This window comes from Citrobacter sp. XY323 (assembly GCF_025106035.1).
Classification (GTDB): domain Bacteria; phylum Pseudomonadota; class Gammaproteobacteria; order Enterobacterales; family Enterobacteriaceae; genus Citrobacter; species Citrobacter braakii.
In genome coordinates this window covers 63,750-81,532 of record NZ_JANYUK010000017.1, presented here as the reverse complement: position 1 = coordinate 81,532, position 17,783 = coordinate 63,750, and the positions used below count along the sequence as shown (strand labels likewise).

Here is a 17,783-nt window from a genome sequence, read left to right as displayed (position 1 = left end):
GCGCAGCGCCATCAGGTAAATTTGATAACCGGATACGGCCCGCCAGGCATTGCAGCCAGCGGGCTTTTTCTTTTAGGCTTTCACACGCTGGATGTAGTCGCCAAATGCGGTCAGCTGGCCGGTTAGATGGTCCAGCGTACTTTGGTCGATCACTTCACCTGTCTGCGGGTCCACTTTGTTCTGAATCACGCCGCCCATAAATTCCGGCTTGTTCATTACCATGGCGTCGAGGAACACCAGGATCTGACGCAGATGATACTGGCAGCGCGCGCCGCCAATGGCGCCCATGGAGCTGGTCTGGATCAGCACCGGCTTACCCGATAATGGCTGATCCGGCAGGCGGGACAGCCAGTCGATGGCGTTCTTCAGTCCGCCAGGCACGGAATAGTTATATTCCGGTGTCACGATGACGACACCGTCAGCCTTCCTGATTTGCTCTGCCAGCGCTTCTACGCTTGCCGGAAAACCTTCTTCCTGCTGGAGGTCGGCATCGTACAGTGGGATATCACCAATTGATGGCAACGCGTTGACTTCCATTCCTGCTGGAGCAATCTTGGGCAGCGTACGGGCAACCATTCCATTAAACGAACCTTTGCGTAGACTTCCCAGTAACGTAACAACATTCAATGTTTCTGACATGGTGACTCCTGTTTCATCATAAAGGTTAAATCAAAGCGTATGGCTCTTCGCTGCGCATAATTGAGAGAACCGGATCAGACGACCCGTAGGCTCATTGGCGCGGGTTTGGATATCAGGCAAACTTTTCCAGTCCTGTTTACCATCAAACTCCCAAACCTTGAGTTTTTCAATGGTTGGCGTAACCGCAACCGACCACACCAGAACATCTTCCGCATCGCAAATGGCTTCAACCTGCGCAACATGGGCACATTTCAGACGTCCTGCGCCGGGTAAAAGCTGGAGTTCGTGCGGATCATCATTGCTTACATCGCCGGTGAGTTTGAGTACGCTCTGGCGCAACGTAATGAGCTGCGCGCGTGCTTCGTTGGGGTCGTTTTGGTTATTGATCCACAGATTTTCGTTGCTGGAGAAGCGCCATGTTTCCGTTGAATGCGGATGGTGAAAGCTGCGGGTAGCTCGCTGCAGTTCCATATCCAGCCCGCACGTTCCTTCAGTTGTTAGCGCAACGCCAACGATATTCCCGGCATAAGAAATCGAAAATCCCGGCAGGTTCTTATCGCGAAAAACGGGCTTACCTTTGGCCTGAGTAACAATCTCGGGTAGCGTACTGGTGCCGTAAAGCATAAACATCAGTTCAGCGAGTAAACTTCGGGAAGCCAGGAAACGTGTTCGGCGATGCGCGGGGAGATCTCTTGCTTCGATATGACATGGAGAAGGGAGGCGAGCTGAAACCAGGTGTCCCTCCGTAAGAATCCCTCTGGCAAAATGTGTCGCCATTTTTCGCTCCGTGATTAATGGTCCGTGATAATTACCAGAGTAACATTTACGCGGCATCCAGGCAGGCTTTGCTGCCCAAAAAGTAAGCTGAAATAGAATACATTACGCGATATTTACATTTCTGTTGCCAGAATAGTCGATTTAGCAACAAAGTGGCGGTGCAACGTCAGGACATATCGCGATAAAGCGCCTTGATGGTGTCTTTCAACCAGACGATCTTAGGATTATGACTGTTACGTTTGTGCCAAAGAAGGGTGAACGGTACGCGCATTTTTTCCAGCTGCGCGGCATCAAAAGGCATAGGACGCGCCACGAGCGGAAGCTGGTGGAGTTGGTTATAACGCTGGCAATAAACCGGAGCTGTGGCTATTAGCGCGTGATCCGGCTGGGCGGCCATAAACAGCGACTGCTCAAAACCGGGCAGACATAACGCAATATTGCGCGCGCGCCCCATCTCTTGCAGGACTTCATCCAGTGCCCAGGTATCGCTTTGCTCCCAGCTAATGCTGATGTGCGGATAGCGCAGAAATGTGTCCAGATTCCACTCTTCCTGCAATGCCGGATGATCTTCACGTAGCCAGACACAGGGGAGATCGGAAAACAGCACTTCATGGTCGATCGACAACGGCAGCAAACTCAACAGTTCACGCGAACGCGGATGGCTTTCCCGGCCAGTAAAGCCGATATCCACTTCGCCGCGAATAATTGCATCCAGCGAATCATAGTCCCAGTTGCGTATTTTGATCGTCGCCTGGGGATAACGCTGATAGATCTGTCGGGAGAGCGCGTTAAACATGATCATCACCAGCGGCGTTTCGGCCACCAGATCAAACTTCAGCCCGCGCGGCGCTTCATGGTGCGGCTTATCCAGCAACTGGTTGCTCATCTGCATCCACTCTGCCAGGTTCTGTTCCATGCTGACCATCAGCGGTGTTGGCGTTAGCCCCAGCGGGGTGTTTACAAACAGTGGATCGTCAAACCAGGCCCGCAGTTTAGACAGCGACTTGCTGACCGCCGACGGTGTGATGTTCATCCGTTTGGCAGTTTTGGTAACACTGCGTTCCTGCATCAACAGCTGTAGGCAGAGCAATAAATTAAGATCGAGACTGCTGAGGGATTTCTTCATGAGTTGGCGTGGACCGGTTAGGTGCAACTGTGATAATCAGCATGATACTCACTATGCTACAGCCAATCAGAATCCCGATCAGCATATTCAGCGCATCAAGACCGAGCACCGCCGCCAGCCATATCCACAGCGAGGAACCGCAAACCTGCGCAATACCTAACGCCGAGCTGGCAACGCCCGCACGCAGCGAGAAAGGTCCCAACGCCTGGCTCATCGCGACACCGAAGCCGACCGAGAACCCGGCACAGATTAAGGTCAGCCCAAACAGCGTCACCATGTGCGTACTGGCCAGGGTTAACACCACACCAGCAGACAGAAACAGCACTTGTGAGGTCAGCATCAGAACACGAGGTTTAAACACGCTCAGGGCGAATGGCGTAGAGAACGAGACCGCCATACTGATGCCTGCGGTCATGGCCATCGTGGTGGCGTACTCACCACGGTCAAAGCCCATCACTTCCATCAACAGCACCGGCGAAGTATTCACGAAGGTCAGGATCACCGACACGCTGAGAGTGGTGATGGCCAGACGGCTTAAGAAAAAACGGTTCACCAGCGATTCAGATAGGTGGTTCTTCTCTGCAGATGCCGGGAGCGTCGCTGGGCGCGATTCTCGCAGGATAAACACTGACAGCAAGCAAACGGCCACACCCATACCGATCATCGTGTAGAACAGGCTCTGCCACGGGTATTTCAGCATAATCAGATGCCCCATCACCGGCGCCAGTACCGGCACGATACAGGTGATACCGTTCAACAGCGACAGTACCTTCGCCCGGCGGCGATCGTCGAGCGTATCGCGCAGGATGGCGAAAGCCACCACATAGCAGCAGCCTGCGCCTACGCCCTGAATAAAGCGGCCTGTGAGAAACGGCGTACCGCTTTCGGCGAATGAACACAGCGCAGAGGCGAAAATAAAGATGAGGGCGCCGACAATAGCGACGGGTTTGCGTCCTGACTGGTCGGCAATTTTCCCGGCAAACAGCATCGCCGTCGCCATTCCCGCCAGATAAACCGAAAACGCGATATGCAGTTGCGCCTCGCTGGCCTGTAAATCGGCAGCAATACGGGGCAGCCCCACCAGATACATATCAATACCCGCGGGATAGAGTAACACCAGGGCGAAACTGCAGATTAGAAAGCGTGTCATAGCGACCTCATGAGGAATGTGGCGCTAAGCATACGGGCAGAGAGTCAACTGCACGAGTTGCCATTTGGACAACAGTGATTTCCATATGGGAAATTACTTGTAGCCGGATAGCCGCTTTGCTTTATCCGACTTACGGGTACTGTAGGCCCGGTAGGCATCGCACCACCGGGCAACACAACGTTATTTGCCAATACAGAAGCTGGAGAAAATCCTTCCCAGCAGATCGTCGGAGGTAAATTCCCCGGTGATCTCACTGAGGTTCTGCTGCGCCAGACGTAGTTCCTCTGCCAGCAATTCTCCGGCCCATGCTCCGAGCAGTTGGGCTTTACCCTGCTCGAGATGCTCCGCCGCTTCTGCCAGCGCCTGCAGGTGACGACGGCGCGCCAGGAAGCCGCCTTCCATATTGGTTTCAAAGCCCATGCTCTGTTTGAGATGGTTACGCAGCACGTCAACGCCTTCACCGGTACGCGCGGATAGGCGAACCAGTGAGTGGCCATTTACTTCGCTAAGACCCAGCGTCTCACCGGTAATATCCGCTTTGTTACGCACCACGGTAATCGGCAGTTTGGCTGGCAGACGGGCAATAAAGTCTGGCCAGATGTCAGCCGGGTCCACGGCGTCGGTGGTGGTGCCATCAACCATAAACAGAACGCGGTCGGCCTGTTCAATTTCCTGCCACGCGCGTTCGATACCAATGCGTTCAACTTCATCGCTGGCATCGCGCAGACCGGCAGTGTCGATGATGTGCAGCGGCATACCGTCGATATGAATATGCTCACGCAGTACGTCGCGAGTCGTACCCGCAATGTCGGTCACAATGGCCGCCTCACGACCTGCCAGCGCGTTCAGTAGGCTTGATTTCCCGGCATTTGGGCGACCGGCAATGACCACCTTCATCCCTTCGCGCAGCAGGCTGCCCTGACGCGCTTCGGCACGAACAGCATCGAGATCGCTGATAACGTTGTTGAGCTGCGCTTCAATCTTACCATCAGACAGGAAGTCGATTTCTTCATCCGGAAAGTCGATCGCCGCTTCCACGTAGATGCGCAGGTGAGTGAGCGCTTCCACAAGATGATTTACCCGTGCAGAAAATGCGCCCTGCAACGAGTTCAGCGCCGAGCGAGCGGCTTGCTCTGAGCTGGCATCGATCAGGTCGGCAATTGCCTCTGCCTGGGCCAGATCAAGCTTATCATTGAGAAACGCACGCTCGGAGAATTCACCCGGTCTGGCAATGCGCAGCCCGGGAATAGTCAGAATACGTTTGAGCAGCAGATCGAGAATCACCGGACCGCCGTGGCCCTGAAGCTCTAAAACATCTTCACCGGTAAAGGAGTTCGGACCGGGGAACCACAGGGCAATTCCTTGATCCAGCGTGCTGCCATCCGCGTCTTTAAACGGCAGATAGTCGGCATAGCGCGGTTTTGGTAGTTTCCCCAGTACGGTTTCTGCAACTTCGCGCGCCTTCAGGCCGGAGATGCGCAGGATACCCACGCCACCACGTCCCGGTGGGGTGGCCTGAGCGACGATGGTGTCGTTATGGTTCATGATAGCTCTCTTGTAAATGTAAAAAAGGCGGTCTAATGACCGCCTTCTCTGGCATTAACTTTACCGTGAATACTCGAAATAATTCAAGTGCAGGAAGGCGGCAAGCAAATTCAGCCAACGTACCTGCGACTAGTATCAGGAGTTTTTCTTCTCGCGGCTATGCAGGCCACGTTTCTCCAGACCACGGTAAATCAGCTGCTGCTGAATAATGGTTACCAGGTTGCTGACGATATAGTACAGCACCAGACCTGATGGGAACCACAGGAAGAACACGGTGAAGATGACCGGCATAAAGGTCATGATCTTCTGCTGCATCGGGTCGGTCACGGTGGTCGGAGACATCTTCTGAATGAAGAACATCGTCACGCCCATCAGGATCGGCAGGATGTAGTACGGGTCCTGTGCAGACAGGTCATGGATCCACAGAGCGAACGGCGCATGACGCAGTTCAATGGAGCCCATCAGCATGTAGTACAACGCCAGGAAGATTGGCATCTGGATGATCAGCGGGAAGCAGCCGCCCAGCGGGTTAACCTTCTCAGCTTTGTACAGGGCCATCATTTCCTGGCTCTGACGCTGTTTGTCATCGCCCAGACGCTCACGCATAGCCTGAATCTTCGGCTGCAGCATACGCATCTTCGCCATGGAGGTGTACTGCGCTTTGGTCAGCGGGTACATGATGCCACGAACGATAAAGGTGATAACGATGATGGAGAAGCCCCAGTTACCCAGGAAGCTATGGATCCACTTCAGCAGTTTGAACAGTGGCTGAGAGATGAACCACAACCAGCCGTAATCCACGGTCAGATCCAGGTGCGGTGCAACTGCCGCCATTTTATCCTGAATTTCCGGGCCGACCCACAGGGTGCTGGTCATCGCGCCAGTCTGGCCAGGCTGAACCAGTACCGGCTGTGATTTATAGCCGATAGCGGCAATGCCGTTACCCAGATTAGCGGTATAGAAGTTGTTGGTGCCGTCGTTACGCGGAACCCATGCCGTTGCGAAATACTGTTGCAGCATTGCGACCCAGCCGTCTTTAGCATTGACGTTCAGGTTTTCGTTTTCAGCAATGGTGTCGAATTTGTATTTCTCATACTTCTCATCCGGCGTGGAGTACGCCGCGCCACGGAAGGTGTGCAGCGCAAAGTTGCTGCTACCGGTGTCGCGATGAGATGGCAGATTGATGGATTGCTTCAGCTGACCAAAGGTGGAGACTTCCAGCGGTTTTTCGCCGGCGTTCTGCACGCTGTAGTTAACGTTGACAGCATATTCACCGCGCTTGAGTACAAACGTTTTAGTGAATGTGTTACCCGCTGCGTCAGTATAGGTCATCGGGATCTGCAGTTCGTTCTGACCGTCAGCCAGTACAAACGCGTCTTTTTCGACGTTGTACAGCGGACGCGGGCCGTTAGCCGGGTTATCCGGGCCGTCACGACCTGTCAGGCCACTCTGTGCCTGGTAGATGAACTGTGGCGTGGTTTCCAGTAACTGGAACGGTTCGGTAGAACCGAGTTCTTTCGGGTAAGCTGGCAGTGAAGCCTGTTCCACATCACCACCACGGGTGTTGATGGTCAGATCAAGCACGTCAGTTTTAACCGTAATCAGTTTCCCCTGGCCACTGGCCGGTACGCCCTGGTCTGCGGCGCTACCCGCTGCGGTGGTCGTTGTCTGCGTGGTCTGTTGAGCCTGAGGTTGCGGGTTTTTATCCTGCTCCCAGGCTTGCCAGATCATGAAAGACACGAACAGCAAAGCGATGACTAAAAGATTGCGTTGCGAATCCATCGTTAGTGTTCTCTGGTATCAAATGGTCCGGGCGGGACGGGATCGTCACCACCAGGGTGTAAAGGGTGGCATTTTAATACGCGTTTCACCGTCAACCAACTGCCTTTTATCACTCCAAACCTGCGCAATGCCTCAATTCCGTAGCTCGAACAGGTTGGAGTGAAACGGCAATGCGGCCCAAGCAGCGGACTGATCAGGCGTTGATAGACCCGAATAAGGGCTATCAGGACCCGCGAGCCAGGCGACAATGGCGACGCCATAATTTTTCCAACGCTTCCGAGAGAGCACGGTTATCGAGGTCAGCAACCCCTTTTTTCGCCACCACCACGAAATCCATTGCTGGAAGTTCGTGCTGACGTAAACGAAAGCTTTCACGTGTCAGACGTTTAATCCGATTGCGTTCATGCGCGCGTTTAACGTTTTTCTTGGCGACGGTAAGACCGATACGGGGATGCCCCAGCGAATTCAGGCGGCCGAGGATGGTGATTTGCGGCGTGCCAGCCCGTTGTGGCTGCTGGAAGACGAATGTGAAATGAGTGGGAGTTAACAAACGTAACTCCCTGGGAAATGCGAGCTTAACCACTCAGGGGCTAGCTTTTATTACTTAGAAACGGTCAGACGAGAACGGCCTTTAGCACGACGACGTGCCAGAACCTGACGACCATTTTTATTAGCCATACGAGCACGGAAGCCGTGAGAACGGTTGCGCTTCAGTACAGACGGTTGAAAAGTGCGTTTCATGGCGATTTCTACCTAAACTTGAATAAATTCACTGACTTTTGCGTATACCCGAACGAATTTCGAACGACTTACGCCACAGTGTGGGTGATTAAAGAGGCCGGATTGTAATAATTGTACACTCCGGAGTCAATTCTCTTTCCTTATTTCCCGCTTTTTTCCGCATGGTTTCGCGTATAAAACAGGCAGCGTTGACGCCGTAAGGCGACCGTTACTCGCTGGGGGTAAGAATTATACGGGCTGGCGGATAAAGCGCAAGGATCGCTCGGGATCTTTATTAGATCGTTTAAGCAGTAAAGCATCTTTACTCATTAATTTTTTCAATATGCGCGCTAAAACCTGCAGCACTTCTCCAGGATCGTTTACACTTAGCCGATTCTGGATCATCCTGTGGATAAATCGGGAAGAATCTGTGAGAAACAGAAGATCTCTTTCTCAGTTTACGCTATGATCCGCGGTCCTGATCGTTTCAATGGATCCTGATCGGGTAAAAATTGCAGATAGCAATTCGCACGTCACCCTTTGCATAGGGTCTTGTCGATGTGCGTCAACAATCATGAATGTTTCAGCCTTTGTCATTTATCGACTTTTGTTCGAGTGGAGTCCGCCGTGTCACTTTCGCTTTGGCAGCAGTGTCTTGCCCGATTGCAGGATGAGTTACCAGCCACAGAGTTCAGTATGTGGATACGCCCGTTGCAGGCGGAACTGAGCGATAACACGCTGGCTTTGTATGCGCCAAACCGTTTCGTGCTTGATTGGGTAAGGGATAAATACCTTAATAATATTAATGGATTACTCAATAACTTCTGTGGAGCGGATGCCCCACAGCTGCGCTTTGAAGTCGGTACTAAACCCGTCACGCAAACGCTGAAAACGCCGGTAAACAACGTTGTTGCGCCCGCCTACGTGGCTCAGCAAGTGCAACCGCAACGTGCCGCTCCGTCGGCGCGCTCAGGCTGGGATAACGTCCCGGCACCGGCAGAACCTACCTATCGTTCTAACGTCAACGTCAAACACACGTTTGATAACTTCGTTGAAGGTAAATCTAACCAACTGGCGCGCGCGGCGGCACGTCAGGTGGCGGACAATCCTGGCGGCGCCTACAATCCGTTATTCCTTTATGGCGGTACGGGTCTGGGTAAAACCCACCTTCTGCACGCTGTCGGTAACGGTATTATGGCGCGTAAGCCAAACGCGAAAGTGGTGTATATGCACTCCGAACGTTTTGTGCAGGACATGGTTAAGGCCCTGCAAAACAACGCGATCGAAGAGTTTAAACGCTACTACCGTTCCGTGGATGCGCTGCTGATTGACGATATCCAATTCTTCGCGAATAAAGAACGATCGCAGGAAGAGTTTTTCCACACCTTTAACGCCCTGCTGGAAGGCAATCAGCAGATCATCCTGACTTCGGATCGCTATCCGAAGGAGATCAACGGCGTTGAAGATCGTCTGAAATCCCGCTTCGGCTGGGGACTGACTGTTGCGATCGAGCCGCCTGAGCTGGAAACGCGCGTTGCGATCCTGATGAAAAAAGCCGACGAAAACGACATTCGTCTGCCGGGTGAAGTGGCGTTCTTTATTGCCAAGCGTCTACGCTCTAACGTACGTGAGCTGGAAGGCGCACTGAACCGCGTGATCGCCAACGCTAATTTTACCGGCCGGGCGATTACCATCGATTTCGTGCGCGAAGCGTTGCGCGATCTGCTGGCTTTACAGGAAAAGCTGGTCACCATCGACAATATTCAGAAGACGGTGGCGGAGTATTACAAAATCAAAATTGCGGATCTGCTTTCTAAGCGTCGATCTCGCTCGGTAGCTCGTCCGCGCCAGATGGCGATGGCGCTGGCAAAAGAGCTCACTAACCACAGTCTGCCGGAAATTGGCGACGCGTTTGGTGGGCGTGACCATACTACCGTGCTTCATGCCTGTCGCAAGATTGAGCAGTTGCGTGAAGAAAGCCATGATATTAAAGAAGATTTCTCCAATTTAATCAGAACATTATCTTCGTGACGCTATGAAATTTACCGTTGAACGTGAACATTTATTAAAACCGCTTCAGCAGGTCAGCGGCCCGCTGGGTGGACGTCCTACACTGCCTATTCTCGGAAATCTGCTGCTGCAGGTTGCTGACGGTGCGCTTTCTCTGACCGGTACCGATCTCGAAATGGAGATGGTGGCGCGCGTGGCGCTGATCCAGCCTCATGAACCTGGTGCGACCACCGTTCCGGCGCGTAAATTCTTCGATATTTGCCGTGGGTTGCCGGAAGGCGCGGAAATTGCCGTTCAACTGGAAGGCGATCGCATGCTGGTGCGTTCTGGCCGCAGCCGTTTCTCGCTGTCTACGCTGCCTGCCGCCGACTTCCCGAATCTGGACGACTGGCAGAGCGAAGTCGAATTCACGCTGCCGCAGGCCACGATGAAGCGCCTGATTGAAGCCACGCAGTTTTCGATGGCGCATCAGGACGTGCGTTACTACTTAAACGGCATGCTGTTTGAAACCGAAGGGGAAGAGCTGCGTACCGTGGCGACCGACGGTCACCGCCTGGCGGTCTGTTCAATGCCTGTCGGTCAGCAGTTACCCAGCCATTCGGTGATCGTTCCGCGTAAAGGCGTGATTGAACTGATGCGTATGCTCGACGGCGGCGACAACCCGCTGCGCGTGCAGATTGGCAGCAACAACATTCGTGCGCACGTGGGTGACTTCATCTTTACCTCCAAGCTGGTTGATGGCCGTTTCCCGGATTATCGCCGCGTATTGCCGAAGAATCCGGACAAACATCTGGAAGCCGGTTGCGATATCCTCAAACAGGCATTTGCTCGTGCGGCGATCCTCTCTAACGAGAAATTCCGCGGCGTGCGTCTGTATGTCAGTGAAAACCAGCTGAAAATCACCGCCAACAACCCGGAGCAGGAAGAAGCGGAAGAAATTCTGGATGTCTCCTATCCTGGTACCGAACTGGAAATCGGTTTTAACGTTAGCTACGTACTGGACGTACTGAACGCGCTGAAGTGCGAGAACGTTCGTATTCTGCTGACCGATTCCGTATCGAGCGTACAGATTGAAGATGCTGCCAGCCAGAGCGCGGCTTATGTTGTTATGCCAATGAGACTGTAATGTCGCTCACCCGTCTGTTGATCCGCGACTTTCGCAATATCGAAAGCGCGGATCTCGCTTTATCCCCTGGCTTTAACTTCCTGGTTGGCGCGAACGGCAGCGGCAAAACCAGCGTGCTGGAAGCCATCTATACGCTCGGCCACGGCCGGGCGTTTCGCAGTTTGCAGATTGGCCGCGTAATTCGCCACGAGCAGGAGTCGTTTGTTTTACACGGGCGTTTGCAGGGGGAAGAGCGTGAGACATCGATTGGCCTGACGAAAGACAAACTGGGCGACAGCAAAGTGCGCATTGACGGCACTGACGGGCACAAGGTTGCGGAACTGGCGCACCTGATGCCGATGCAGCTGATCACGCCAGAGGGGTTTACTTTACTCAATGGCGGCCCCAAATACAGAAGAGCATTCCTTGACTGGGGATGCTTTCACAATGAAGCCGGATTTTTCACCGCCTGGAGCAATCTGAAGCGACTGCTCAAGCAGCGCAACGCAGCCCTGCGCCAGGTGAGTCGTTATGAACAACTGCGTCCGTGGGATAAAGAACTGATCCCGCTGGCGGAACAAATCAGCACCTGGCGCGCGGAGTACAGCGCCGGTATCGCGCAGGATATGGCGGATACCTGTCAGCAGTTTCTACCCGAATTTTCTCTCTCCTTCTCATTCCAGCGCGGCTGGGAGAAAGAGACCGATTATGCCGAAGTGCTGGAACGCAGTTTTGAACGCGATCGCATGTTGACCTACACCGCGCACGGTCCGCACAAAGCGGATTTTCGCATTCGCGCTGACGGTGCGCCGGTGGAAGACACGTTGTCGCGTGGGCAGCTAAAGCTGCTGATGTGCGCCTTACGTCTGGCGCAAGGGGAGTTCCTCACCCGCGAAAGTGGGCGGCGGTGTCTCTACCTGATAGATGATTTTGCCTCTGAACTTGATGATGCCCGTCGTGGGCTGTTAGCCAGCCGCTTAAAAGCGACGCAATCTCAGGTCTTTGTCAGCGCAATCAGCGCTGAACACGTTCTGGACATGTCGGACAAAAATTCGAAGATGTTCACCGTGGAAAAGGGTAAAATAACGGATTAACCCAAGTTTAAATGAGCGAGAAACGTTGATGTCGAATTCTTATGACTCCTCCAGTATCAAAGTCCTGAAAGGACTGGATGCGGTGCGTAAGCGCCCGGGTATGTATATCGGCGACACGGATGACGGCACCGGTCTGCACCACATGGTATTCGAGGTGGTAGATAACGCTATCGACGAAGCGCTCGCGGGTCACTGTAAAGATATCGTTGTAACGATTCACGCTGACAACTCCGTGTCCGTTACCGATGATGGCCGTGGTATCCCAACCGGTATCCACCCGGAAGAGGGCGTTTCGGCGGCGGAAGTTATCATGACCGTTCTGCACGCAGGCGGTAAATTCGATGATAACTCCTATAAAGTTTCCGGTGGTCTGCACGGCGTAGGTGTGTCCGTAGTAAACGCCCTGTCACAGAAACTGGAGCTGGTGATTCGTCGTGAAGGCAAAGTGCATCAGCAAACTTACGTGCACGGTGTGCCGCAGGCGCCGCTGGCGGTAACCGGCGAAACAGAAGCGACGGGTACTCAGGTACGTTTCTGGCCAAGCCACGAAACCTTTACCAATGTCGTTGAGTTTGAATACGAAATTCTGGCTAAGCGTCTGCGCGAGCTGTCGTTCCTGAACTCCGGCGTCTCTATTCGTCTGCGCGACAAGCGCGATGGTAAAGAAGACCATTTCCACTACGAAGGCGGCATCAAGGCGTTTGTTGAATACCTCAACAAAAACAAAACGCCGATCCACCCAAATATCTTCTACTTCTCCACCGAAAAAGACGGTATCGGCGTTGAAGTTGCGCTGCAGTGGAACGATGGTTTCCAGGAAAACATCTACTGCTTCACCAACAACATTCCGCAGCGTGACGGCGGTACTCACCTTGCAGGCTTCCGTGCGGCGATGACCCGTACCCTGAACGCCTACATGGACAAAGAAGGCTACAGCAAAAAAGCCAAAGTCAGCGCCACTGGTGACGATGCCCGTGAAGGCCTGATTGCCGTTGTTTCCGTGAAAGTACCGGATCCGAAGTTCTCCTCACAGACCAAAGACAAGCTGGTCTCCTCTGAGGTGAAATCGGCGGTAGAACAGCAGATGAACGAACTGCTGAGCGAATACCTGCTGGAAAACCCGTCTGACGCGAAAATCGTCGTGGGCAAAATTATCGATGCTGCACGTGCCCGTGAAGCGGCACGTCGCGCGCGTGAAATGACCCGTCGTAAAGGCGCGCTGGACTTAGCGGGCCTGCCGGGCAAGCTGGCGGACTGTCAGGAACGCGACCCGGCGCTGTCCGAACTGTACCTTGTGGAAGGGGACTCCGCGGGCGGTTCTGCGAAGCAGGGCCGTAACCGTAAAAACCAGGCGATTCTGCCGCTGAAGGGTAAAATCCTCAACGTCGAGAAAGCGCGCTTTGATAAAATGCTCTCTTCTCAGGAAGTGGCGACGCTGATCACCGCGCTCGGCTGTGGCATCGGTCGCGACGAGTACAACCCGGACAAACTGCGTTATCACAGCATCATCATCATGACCGATGCGGACGTCGACGGCTCGCATATTCGTACGCTGCTGTTGACCTTCTTCTATCGTCAGATGCCGGAAATCGTGGAACGCGGCCACGTTTACATTGCACAGCCACCGCTGTACAAAGTGAAAAAAGGTAAGCAGGAACAGTATATTAAAGATGACGAAGCGATGGATCAGTACCAAATTTCTATCGCTCTGGATGGTGCAACGCTGCACACTAATGCCAGCGCACCTGCTCTTTCAGGTGAGTCGTTAGAAAAACTGGTTTCTGAATACAACGCGACGCAGAAAATGATTGGCCGTATGGAACGTCGTTTCCCGAAAGCGCTGCTGAAAGAACTGGTTTATCAACCGACGCTGCCGGAAGCTGATTTGGCGAACGAGCAGACCGTTACCCGCTGGGTTAATTCGTTGATTACCGAGCTGAACGAAAAAGAACAGCACGGCAGCCTGTGGAAGTTTGATATCCACCACAACGCAGAGCAGAACCTGTTTGAGCCGATTGTGCGCGTCCGTACTCACGGTGTGGATACCGACTATATTCTGGACCACGAGTTTGTGACCGGTGGCGAATACCGTCGTATTTGTACGCTCGGTGAGAAGCTGCGCGGGCTGATCGAAGACGATGCGTTTATCGAACGTGGCGAGCGCCGCCAGCCGGTTGCCAGCTTTGAGCAGGCACTGGAATGGCTGCAGAAAGAGTCACGTCGCGGCCTCGCTATCCAGCGTTATAAAGGTCTGGGCGAGATGAACCCGGATCAGTTGTGGGAAACCACCATGGATCCGGAAAGCCGTCGTATGCTGCGCGTTACCGTGAAGGATGCGATTGCCGCCGACCAGCTCTTCACTACGCTGATGGGCGATGCCGTTGAACCGCGTCGCGCGTTTATCGAAGAAAACGCCCTGAAAGCGGCGAACATCGATATCTAACTTGCACCCAGGTCTACAACCGTCCTGCAAAAGGGGAATCTCGATTCCCCTTTCTATCCCCCTTTTCGTAGCTGTTTTTTGAGCGGAATCGCGTTAGCATGAGGACGGACTCATTTAATCCGGGGAACTCATGGCTATCAAACTTATTGCTATCGACATGGATGGCACACTTCTGCTGCCCGATCACACCATTTCACCCGCGGTCAAAACGGCGATTGCCGCAGCGCGCGCGCGTGGCGTAAATGTGGTGCTGACCACGGGGCGCCCGTATGCCGGCGTCCACAGCTATCTGAAAGAATTGCATATGGAAGAACCCGGTGACTACTGCATTACCTACAATGGCGCGCTAGTGCAGAAAGCAGGGGATGGCAGTACTGTCGCGCAAACCGCGCTGAGCTATGATGATTATCGTTATCTGGAGCAGCTCTCCCGGGACGTTGGCTCGCATTTCCACGCTCTCGATCGCAACACCCTGTATACCGCGAACCGTGATATCAGTTACTACACGGTACATGAATCGTTTGTTGCGACGATTCCGCTGGTGTTCTGTGAAGCCGAGAAAATGGATCCCGCAACCCAGTTCCTGAAAGTGATGATGATTGACGAGCCGGAGATCCTCGATAAAGCTATCTCGCGCATACCTGCGGAAGTAAAAGAGAAGTACACCGTGCTGAAAAGTGCGCCGTATTTCCTCGAAATCCTCGATAAACGCGTCAATAAAGGGACTGGCGTGAAATCGCTGGCCGATGCGTTGGGTATAAAAGCCGAAGAGGTGATGGCGATTGGCGATCAGGAAAACGACATCGCGATGATTGAATACGCAGGTGTGGGCGTTGCCATGGACAACGCTATTGGGTCAGTCAAAGAAATCGCCAACTTTGTGACGAAATCTAACCTTGAAGATGGCGTCGCGTATGCCATTGAGAAGTTTGCGCTGAAATAAGATGTTATGGGCAAATGCCTTGGCGCATTTGCCCTGTTTCAGCAATTATTTGTGATACTGAGTGGTCACCTTGAGGAATATGCGCCACGCCGCTGCGCATTATCCATTTGCGGGAAAACGCCGACGTCAGGGCCCGACTTTTCAGGATTTTGCCAAACAGTTTGAGACGTAACTTGCGGGTGGCTTTGCGGTAAGCGTGATTCATATCTGGTGCATCCCGCAACAATACAGATTTGAGTGCCTCCGCGCTGTCCAGCGCATAGCTAATCCCCTCCAGTGAGCTGGCGCTGATAAAACCGGCCGCTTCGCCAATCAAAAATGCGTTGTCCTTGCCACAGACGAAGTCTTTCCAGCGTGAAGGAAACAGCACCGTACATTTTTCGCTTTTCACCGGTTTGCCGAACTGAAATTGGAACGCTTCCATCTTCGCTTTCAGCGCGTCAAAGCGCGCCTGGCCGTCCTTCATCGGGTAGGCACCGCCAAAGATAAAATAGCCATCTTTGCTGATACTCCAGGAATAACAGTCGGTTGCGTCGTTATCAAAAATGCAGGAATAGAACGGGACGGGATGCTTTTCCGCAAACCATTGTTGAATAGCAACATATTTACGGATCTGGTGCCGGGGATAGAGATGACGGCGTACCAGTGAGTTCGCGCCGTCGGCTCCCACCAGATAACGCGCGGTGATCTGCTGCTCCCAACCGTCGGCGCGGAAGATGACATGCCATTTATCGCCCTCGTGCCAGATTTTCCGACACAGGCTGTCGTGGTACACCTGTACATCATCAGGAATGAGAGATTTAAGCCATAAATCAAAAGCATGGCGGTTGATATTAATGTAGCTGCGCTGGTAGTTACGCGTCAAAGAGGCTGCAACATCAACTGTTTTAACGCTAAATATCTGTGGGTTAGCGATGACATCAACGGGTAAGGTTATCCCGTCGCGGATAAACGAACGCTGGGCATCCGGGGCCAACAGACCGCCGCAGGGTTTGGTGAAACCTTCGTTGCCGCACTGGTGTTTTTTATCCAACGCGATCACGTGCATTTTTCCACTCAACTGCCGCGCCAGAGCTGCGCCTGCCGGGCCTAACCCGATAATGGCTACGTCAAAATGTTCCATCTTTCTGTCCGCAAAAATGAAGATGGCGATACGCTAAAGCCTGAAAGTGAAGTGCTTGTGAAGTATGATTGCTGAAATCGTCTTGTATCAGGGCATTCCATGAAGCAAATCACCTTTACGCCGCGTAATCATCAGCTTACCAATATCAATACCTGGACACCGGACAGCCAGTGGCTGGTCTTTGATGTGCGCCCTTCCGGTGCCTCTTTTACCGGCGACACAATTGAGCGCGTCAATATTCATACTGGCGAGCTGGAGGTGATTTATCGGGCCATGCAGGGATCGCACGTTGGCGTGGTGACCGTTCATCCAAAGTTGGAAAAATATGTGTTTATTCATGGGCCTGAAAATCCTGATGAAACATGGCATTACGACTTCCATCATCGGCGTGGGGTGATAGCTACGCAGGCAAAAGTGGAGAATCTGGATGCGATGGATATTACCGCCCCATATACGCCGGGTGCGCTGCGCGGTGGTAGCCATGTGCATGTATTTAGCCCGAGCGGCGAGTTTGTCAGTTTCACCTATAACGACCATGTGCTGCATGAGCGCTCACCGGCGCTGGATTTACGCAATGTCGGTGTGGCTGCGCCCTATGGTCCGGTGACGGTCTCCGCGCAGCATCCCCGTGAGTACAGCGGGAGCCATTGGTGCGTGCTGGTAACCCAGACGACACCCACGCCTAAACCGGGTAGCGATGAGATTAACCGCGCCTATGAAGAGGGCTGGGTAGGGGAAAACAGACTGGCGTTTATCGGTGATACGTTATCAGTCACGGGCGAGAAAGTGCCGGAGTTATTTATTGTTGATTTACCACAGGATGAAAGCGGCTGGAAACAGCCGGGTGACGCTCCGCTGGAGGGCACTGAGGCAACAATGCCTGCGCCGCCATTCGGTATTTATCAACGCCGCCTGACGTTTACTCATGCGCGCGCCTTTCCCGGTCTGGTAAATCAGCCGCGCCATTGGGTGCGCAGTAATCCGAAGGCATCTGAAATTGCGTTTTTAATGCGTGATGACGTCGGCATTGTGCAACTGTGGCTGATTTCCCCACAAGGAGGGGAACCGCGTCAGCTTACCCGCTGCACCACGGATATTCAGTCAGCATTCAACTGGCATCCGTCGGGGAAATGGCTGGGGTTTGTACTGGATAACAAAATTGCTTGTTGTGATGCTCAGACGGGAGAGGTTGATTTTTTAACGGACCGTCACGGCAACCCACCATCGGGCGATGCGATCATCTTCTCTCCTGATGGTCGACAGGTTGCGTGGATGGAAGACGTCGAGGGTTTCCGCCAGCTGTGGGTAACAGAGACTGGGCGTTAA

Annotated in this window: 16 protein-coding genes; 6 read left to right on the top strand and 10 right to left on the bottom strand. The window is 53.4% G+C overall.

Annotated features, from left to right (window positions below):
- Positions 1–72: 72 nt before the first annotated feature.
- The 9 genes from N0B36_RS21430 to rpmH all read right to left on the bottom strand — a co-directional run bounded on the left by N0B36_RS21430 (position 73) and on the right by rpmH (position 7,760).
- Positions 73–639 carry an NADPH-dependent FMN reductase gene (locus N0B36_RS21430; protein WP_003827046.1) on the bottom strand — a complete coding sequence of 189 codons (567 nt, stop codon included), beginning with the start codon at positions 637–639 and terminating at the stop codon, positions 73–75.
- Between the two features lie 30 nt (positions 640–669).
- Positions 670–1,416 (bottom strand): 4'-phosphopantetheinyl transferase superfamily protein, encoded by a 747-nt coding sequence (locus N0B36_RS21425; RefSeq protein ID WP_016157819.1) that lies wholly within the window; start codon positions 1,414–1,416, stop codon positions 670–672.
- Positions 1,417–1,582: 166 nt separating this feature from the next.
- The gene (yidZ, locus tag N0B36_RS21420; RefSeq protein ID WP_259688947.1) at positions 1,583–2,542 is read right to left on the bottom strand and encodes an HTH-type transcriptional regulator YidZ; all 960 of its coding nucleotides are present in this window, start codon (positions 2,540–2,542) and stop codon (positions 1,583–1,585) included.
- On the bottom strand, positions 2,511–3,692 hold the full coding sequence (locus N0B36_RS21415; protein WP_019078000.1) for an MFS transporter: 1,182 nt from the start codon (positions 3,690–3,692) through the stop codon (positions 2,511–2,513). The genes yidZ and N0B36_RS21415 overlap by 32 nt, the downstream gene beginning before the upstream one ends.
- A 180-nt stretch (positions 3,693–3,872) precedes the next feature.
- A complete protein-coding gene (gene mnmE / locus N0B36_RS21410; RefSeq protein ID WP_016155071.1) occupies positions 3,873–5,237 on the bottom strand; it encodes a tRNA uridine-5-carboxymethylaminomethyl(34) synthesis GTPase MnmE in 1,365 nt (454 codons plus the stop codon).
- 135 nt (positions 5,238–5,372) lie between these two features.
- Positions 5,373–7,019 (bottom strand): membrane protein insertase YidC, encoded by a 1,647-nt coding sequence (yidC, locus tag N0B36_RS21405; RefSeq protein WP_003023844.1) that lies wholly within the window; start codon positions 7,017–7,019, stop codon positions 5,373–5,375.
- 2 nt (positions 7,020–7,021) lie between these two features.
- On the bottom strand, positions 7,022–7,279 hold the full coding sequence (gene yidD, locus N0B36_RS21400; RefSeq protein WP_003023846.1) for a membrane protein insertion efficiency factor YidD: 258 nt from the start codon (positions 7,277–7,279) through the stop codon (positions 7,022–7,024).
- On the bottom strand, positions 7,243–7,602 hold the full coding sequence (gene rnpA / locus N0B36_RS21395; protein WP_003844432.1) for a ribonuclease P protein component: 360 nt from the start codon (positions 7,600–7,602) through the stop codon (positions 7,243–7,245). Before rnpA ends, yidD begins: the two co-directional genes overlap by 37 nt.
- A 17-nt stretch (positions 7,603–7,619) precedes the next feature.
- Positions 7,620–7,760 (bottom strand): 50S ribosomal protein L34, encoded by a 141-nt coding sequence (gene rpmH / locus N0B36_RS21390; RefSeq protein ID WP_003023858.1) that lies wholly within the window; start codon positions 7,758–7,760, stop codon positions 7,620–7,622.
- Positions 7,761–8,366: 606 nt separating this feature from the next.
- Here rpmH and dnaA point away from each other — a divergent pair.
- The 5 genes from dnaA (at position 8,367) to yidA (ending at position 15,334) form a co-directional block, all read left to right on the top strand.
- Complete coding sequence (gene dnaA, locus N0B36_RS21385) at positions 8,367–9,770, top strand: chromosomal replication initiator protein DnaA (RefSeq protein WP_047498800.1); 1,404 nt, start codon at positions 8,367–8,369, stop codon at positions 9,768–9,770.
- A gap of 4 nt (positions 9,771–9,774) precedes the next feature.
- Positions 9,775–10,875 carry a DNA polymerase III subunit beta gene (gene dnaN / locus N0B36_RS21380; RefSeq protein ID WP_016155068.1) on the top strand — a complete coding sequence of 367 codons (1,101 nt, stop codon included), beginning with the start codon at positions 9,775–9,777 and terminating at the stop codon, positions 10,873–10,875.
- The gene (recF, locus tag N0B36_RS21375; RefSeq protein ID WP_016155067.1) at positions 10,875–11,948 is read left to right on the top strand and encodes a DNA replication/repair protein RecF; all 1,074 of its coding nucleotides are present in this window, start codon (positions 10,875–10,877) and stop codon (positions 11,946–11,948) included. Before dnaN ends, recF begins: the two co-directional genes overlap by 1 nt.
- Before the next feature lie 28 nt (positions 11,949–11,976).
- Positions 11,977–14,391, top strand: a complete 2,415-nt coding sequence (gene gyrB, locus N0B36_RS21370; protein WP_016157816.1) for a DNA topoisomerase (ATP-hydrolyzing) subunit B — start codon at positions 11,977–11,979, stop codon at positions 14,389–14,391.
- Positions 14,392–14,521: 130 nt separating this feature from the next.
- A complete protein-coding gene (yidA, locus tag N0B36_RS21365) occupies positions 14,522–15,334 on the top strand; it encodes a sugar-phosphatase (RefSeq protein WP_016155065.1) in 813 nt (270 codons plus the stop codon).
- Between the two features lie 4 nt (positions 15,335–15,338).
- Here yidA and cbrA read toward each other — a convergent pair whose 3' ends face one another.
- Entirely contained in the window at positions 15,339–16,457 is a 1,119-nt protein-coding gene (gene cbrA, locus N0B36_RS21360; RefSeq protein WP_259688946.1) for a colicin M resistance lipid reductase CbrA, read from the bottom strand.
- A 99-nt stretch (positions 16,458–16,556) separates the two neighbouring features.
- Between cbrA and N0B36_RS21355 the strand changes: the two genes are divergently transcribed.
- Complete coding sequence (locus N0B36_RS21355; RefSeq protein ID WP_259688945.1) at positions 16,557–17,783, top strand: DUF3748 domain-containing protein; 1,227 nt, start codon at positions 16,557–16,559, stop codon at positions 17,781–17,783.

Excerpts from the sequence above, each read along its gene's own strand:
- N0B36_RS21430 (WP_003827046.1), bottom strand. The coding sequence starts at position 639 with ATGTCAGAAACATTGAATGTTGTTACGTTACTGGGAAGTCTACGCAAA.
- N0B36_RS21425 (WP_016157819.1), bottom strand. The coding sequence starts at position 1,416 with ATGGCGACACATTTTGCCAGAGGGATTCTTACGGAGGGACACCTGGTT.
- yidZ (WP_259688947.1), bottom strand. The coding sequence starts at position 2,542 with ATGAAGAAATCCCTCAGCAGTCTCGATCTTAATTTATTGCTCTGCCTA.
- N0B36_RS21415 (WP_019078000.1), bottom strand. The coding sequence starts at position 3,692 with ATGACACGCTTTCTAATCTGCAGTTTCGCCCTGGTGTTACTCTATCCC.
- mnmE (WP_016155071.1), bottom strand. The coding sequence starts at position 5,237 with ATGAACCATAACGACACCATCGTCGCTCAGGCCACCCCACCGGGACGT.
- yidC (WP_003023844.1), bottom strand. The coding sequence starts at position 7,019 with ATGGATTCGCAACGCAATCTTTTAGTCATCGCTTTGCTGTTCGTGTCT.
- yidD (WP_003023846.1), bottom strand. The coding sequence starts at position 7,279 with ATGGCGTCGCCATTGTCGCCTGGCTCGCGGGTCCTGATAGCCCTTATT.
- rpmH (WP_003023858.1), bottom strand. The coding sequence starts at position 7,760 with ATGAAACGCACTTTTCAACCGTCTGTACTGAAGCGCAACCGTTCTCAC.
- dnaN (WP_016155068.1), top strand. The coding sequence starts at position 9,775 with ATGAAATTTACCGTTGAACGTGAACATTTATTAAAACCGCTTCAGCAG.
- recF (WP_016155067.1), top strand. The coding sequence starts at position 10,875 with ATGTCGCTCACCCGTCTGTTGATCCGCGACTTTCGCAATATCGAAAGC.
- gyrB (WP_016157816.1), top strand. The coding sequence starts at position 11,977 with ATGTCGAATTCTTATGACTCCTCCAGTATCAAAGTCCTGAAAGGACTG.
- yidA (WP_016155065.1), top strand. The coding sequence starts at position 14,522 with ATGGCTATCAAACTTATTGCTATCGACATGGATGGCACACTTCTGCTG.
- cbrA (WP_259688946.1), bottom strand. The coding sequence starts at position 16,457 with ATGGAACATTTTGACGTAGCCATTATCGGGTTAGGCCCGGCAGGCGCA.
- N0B36_RS21355 (WP_259688945.1), top strand. The coding sequence starts at position 16,557 with ATGAAGCAAATCACCTTTACGCCGCGTAATCATCAGCTTACCAATATC.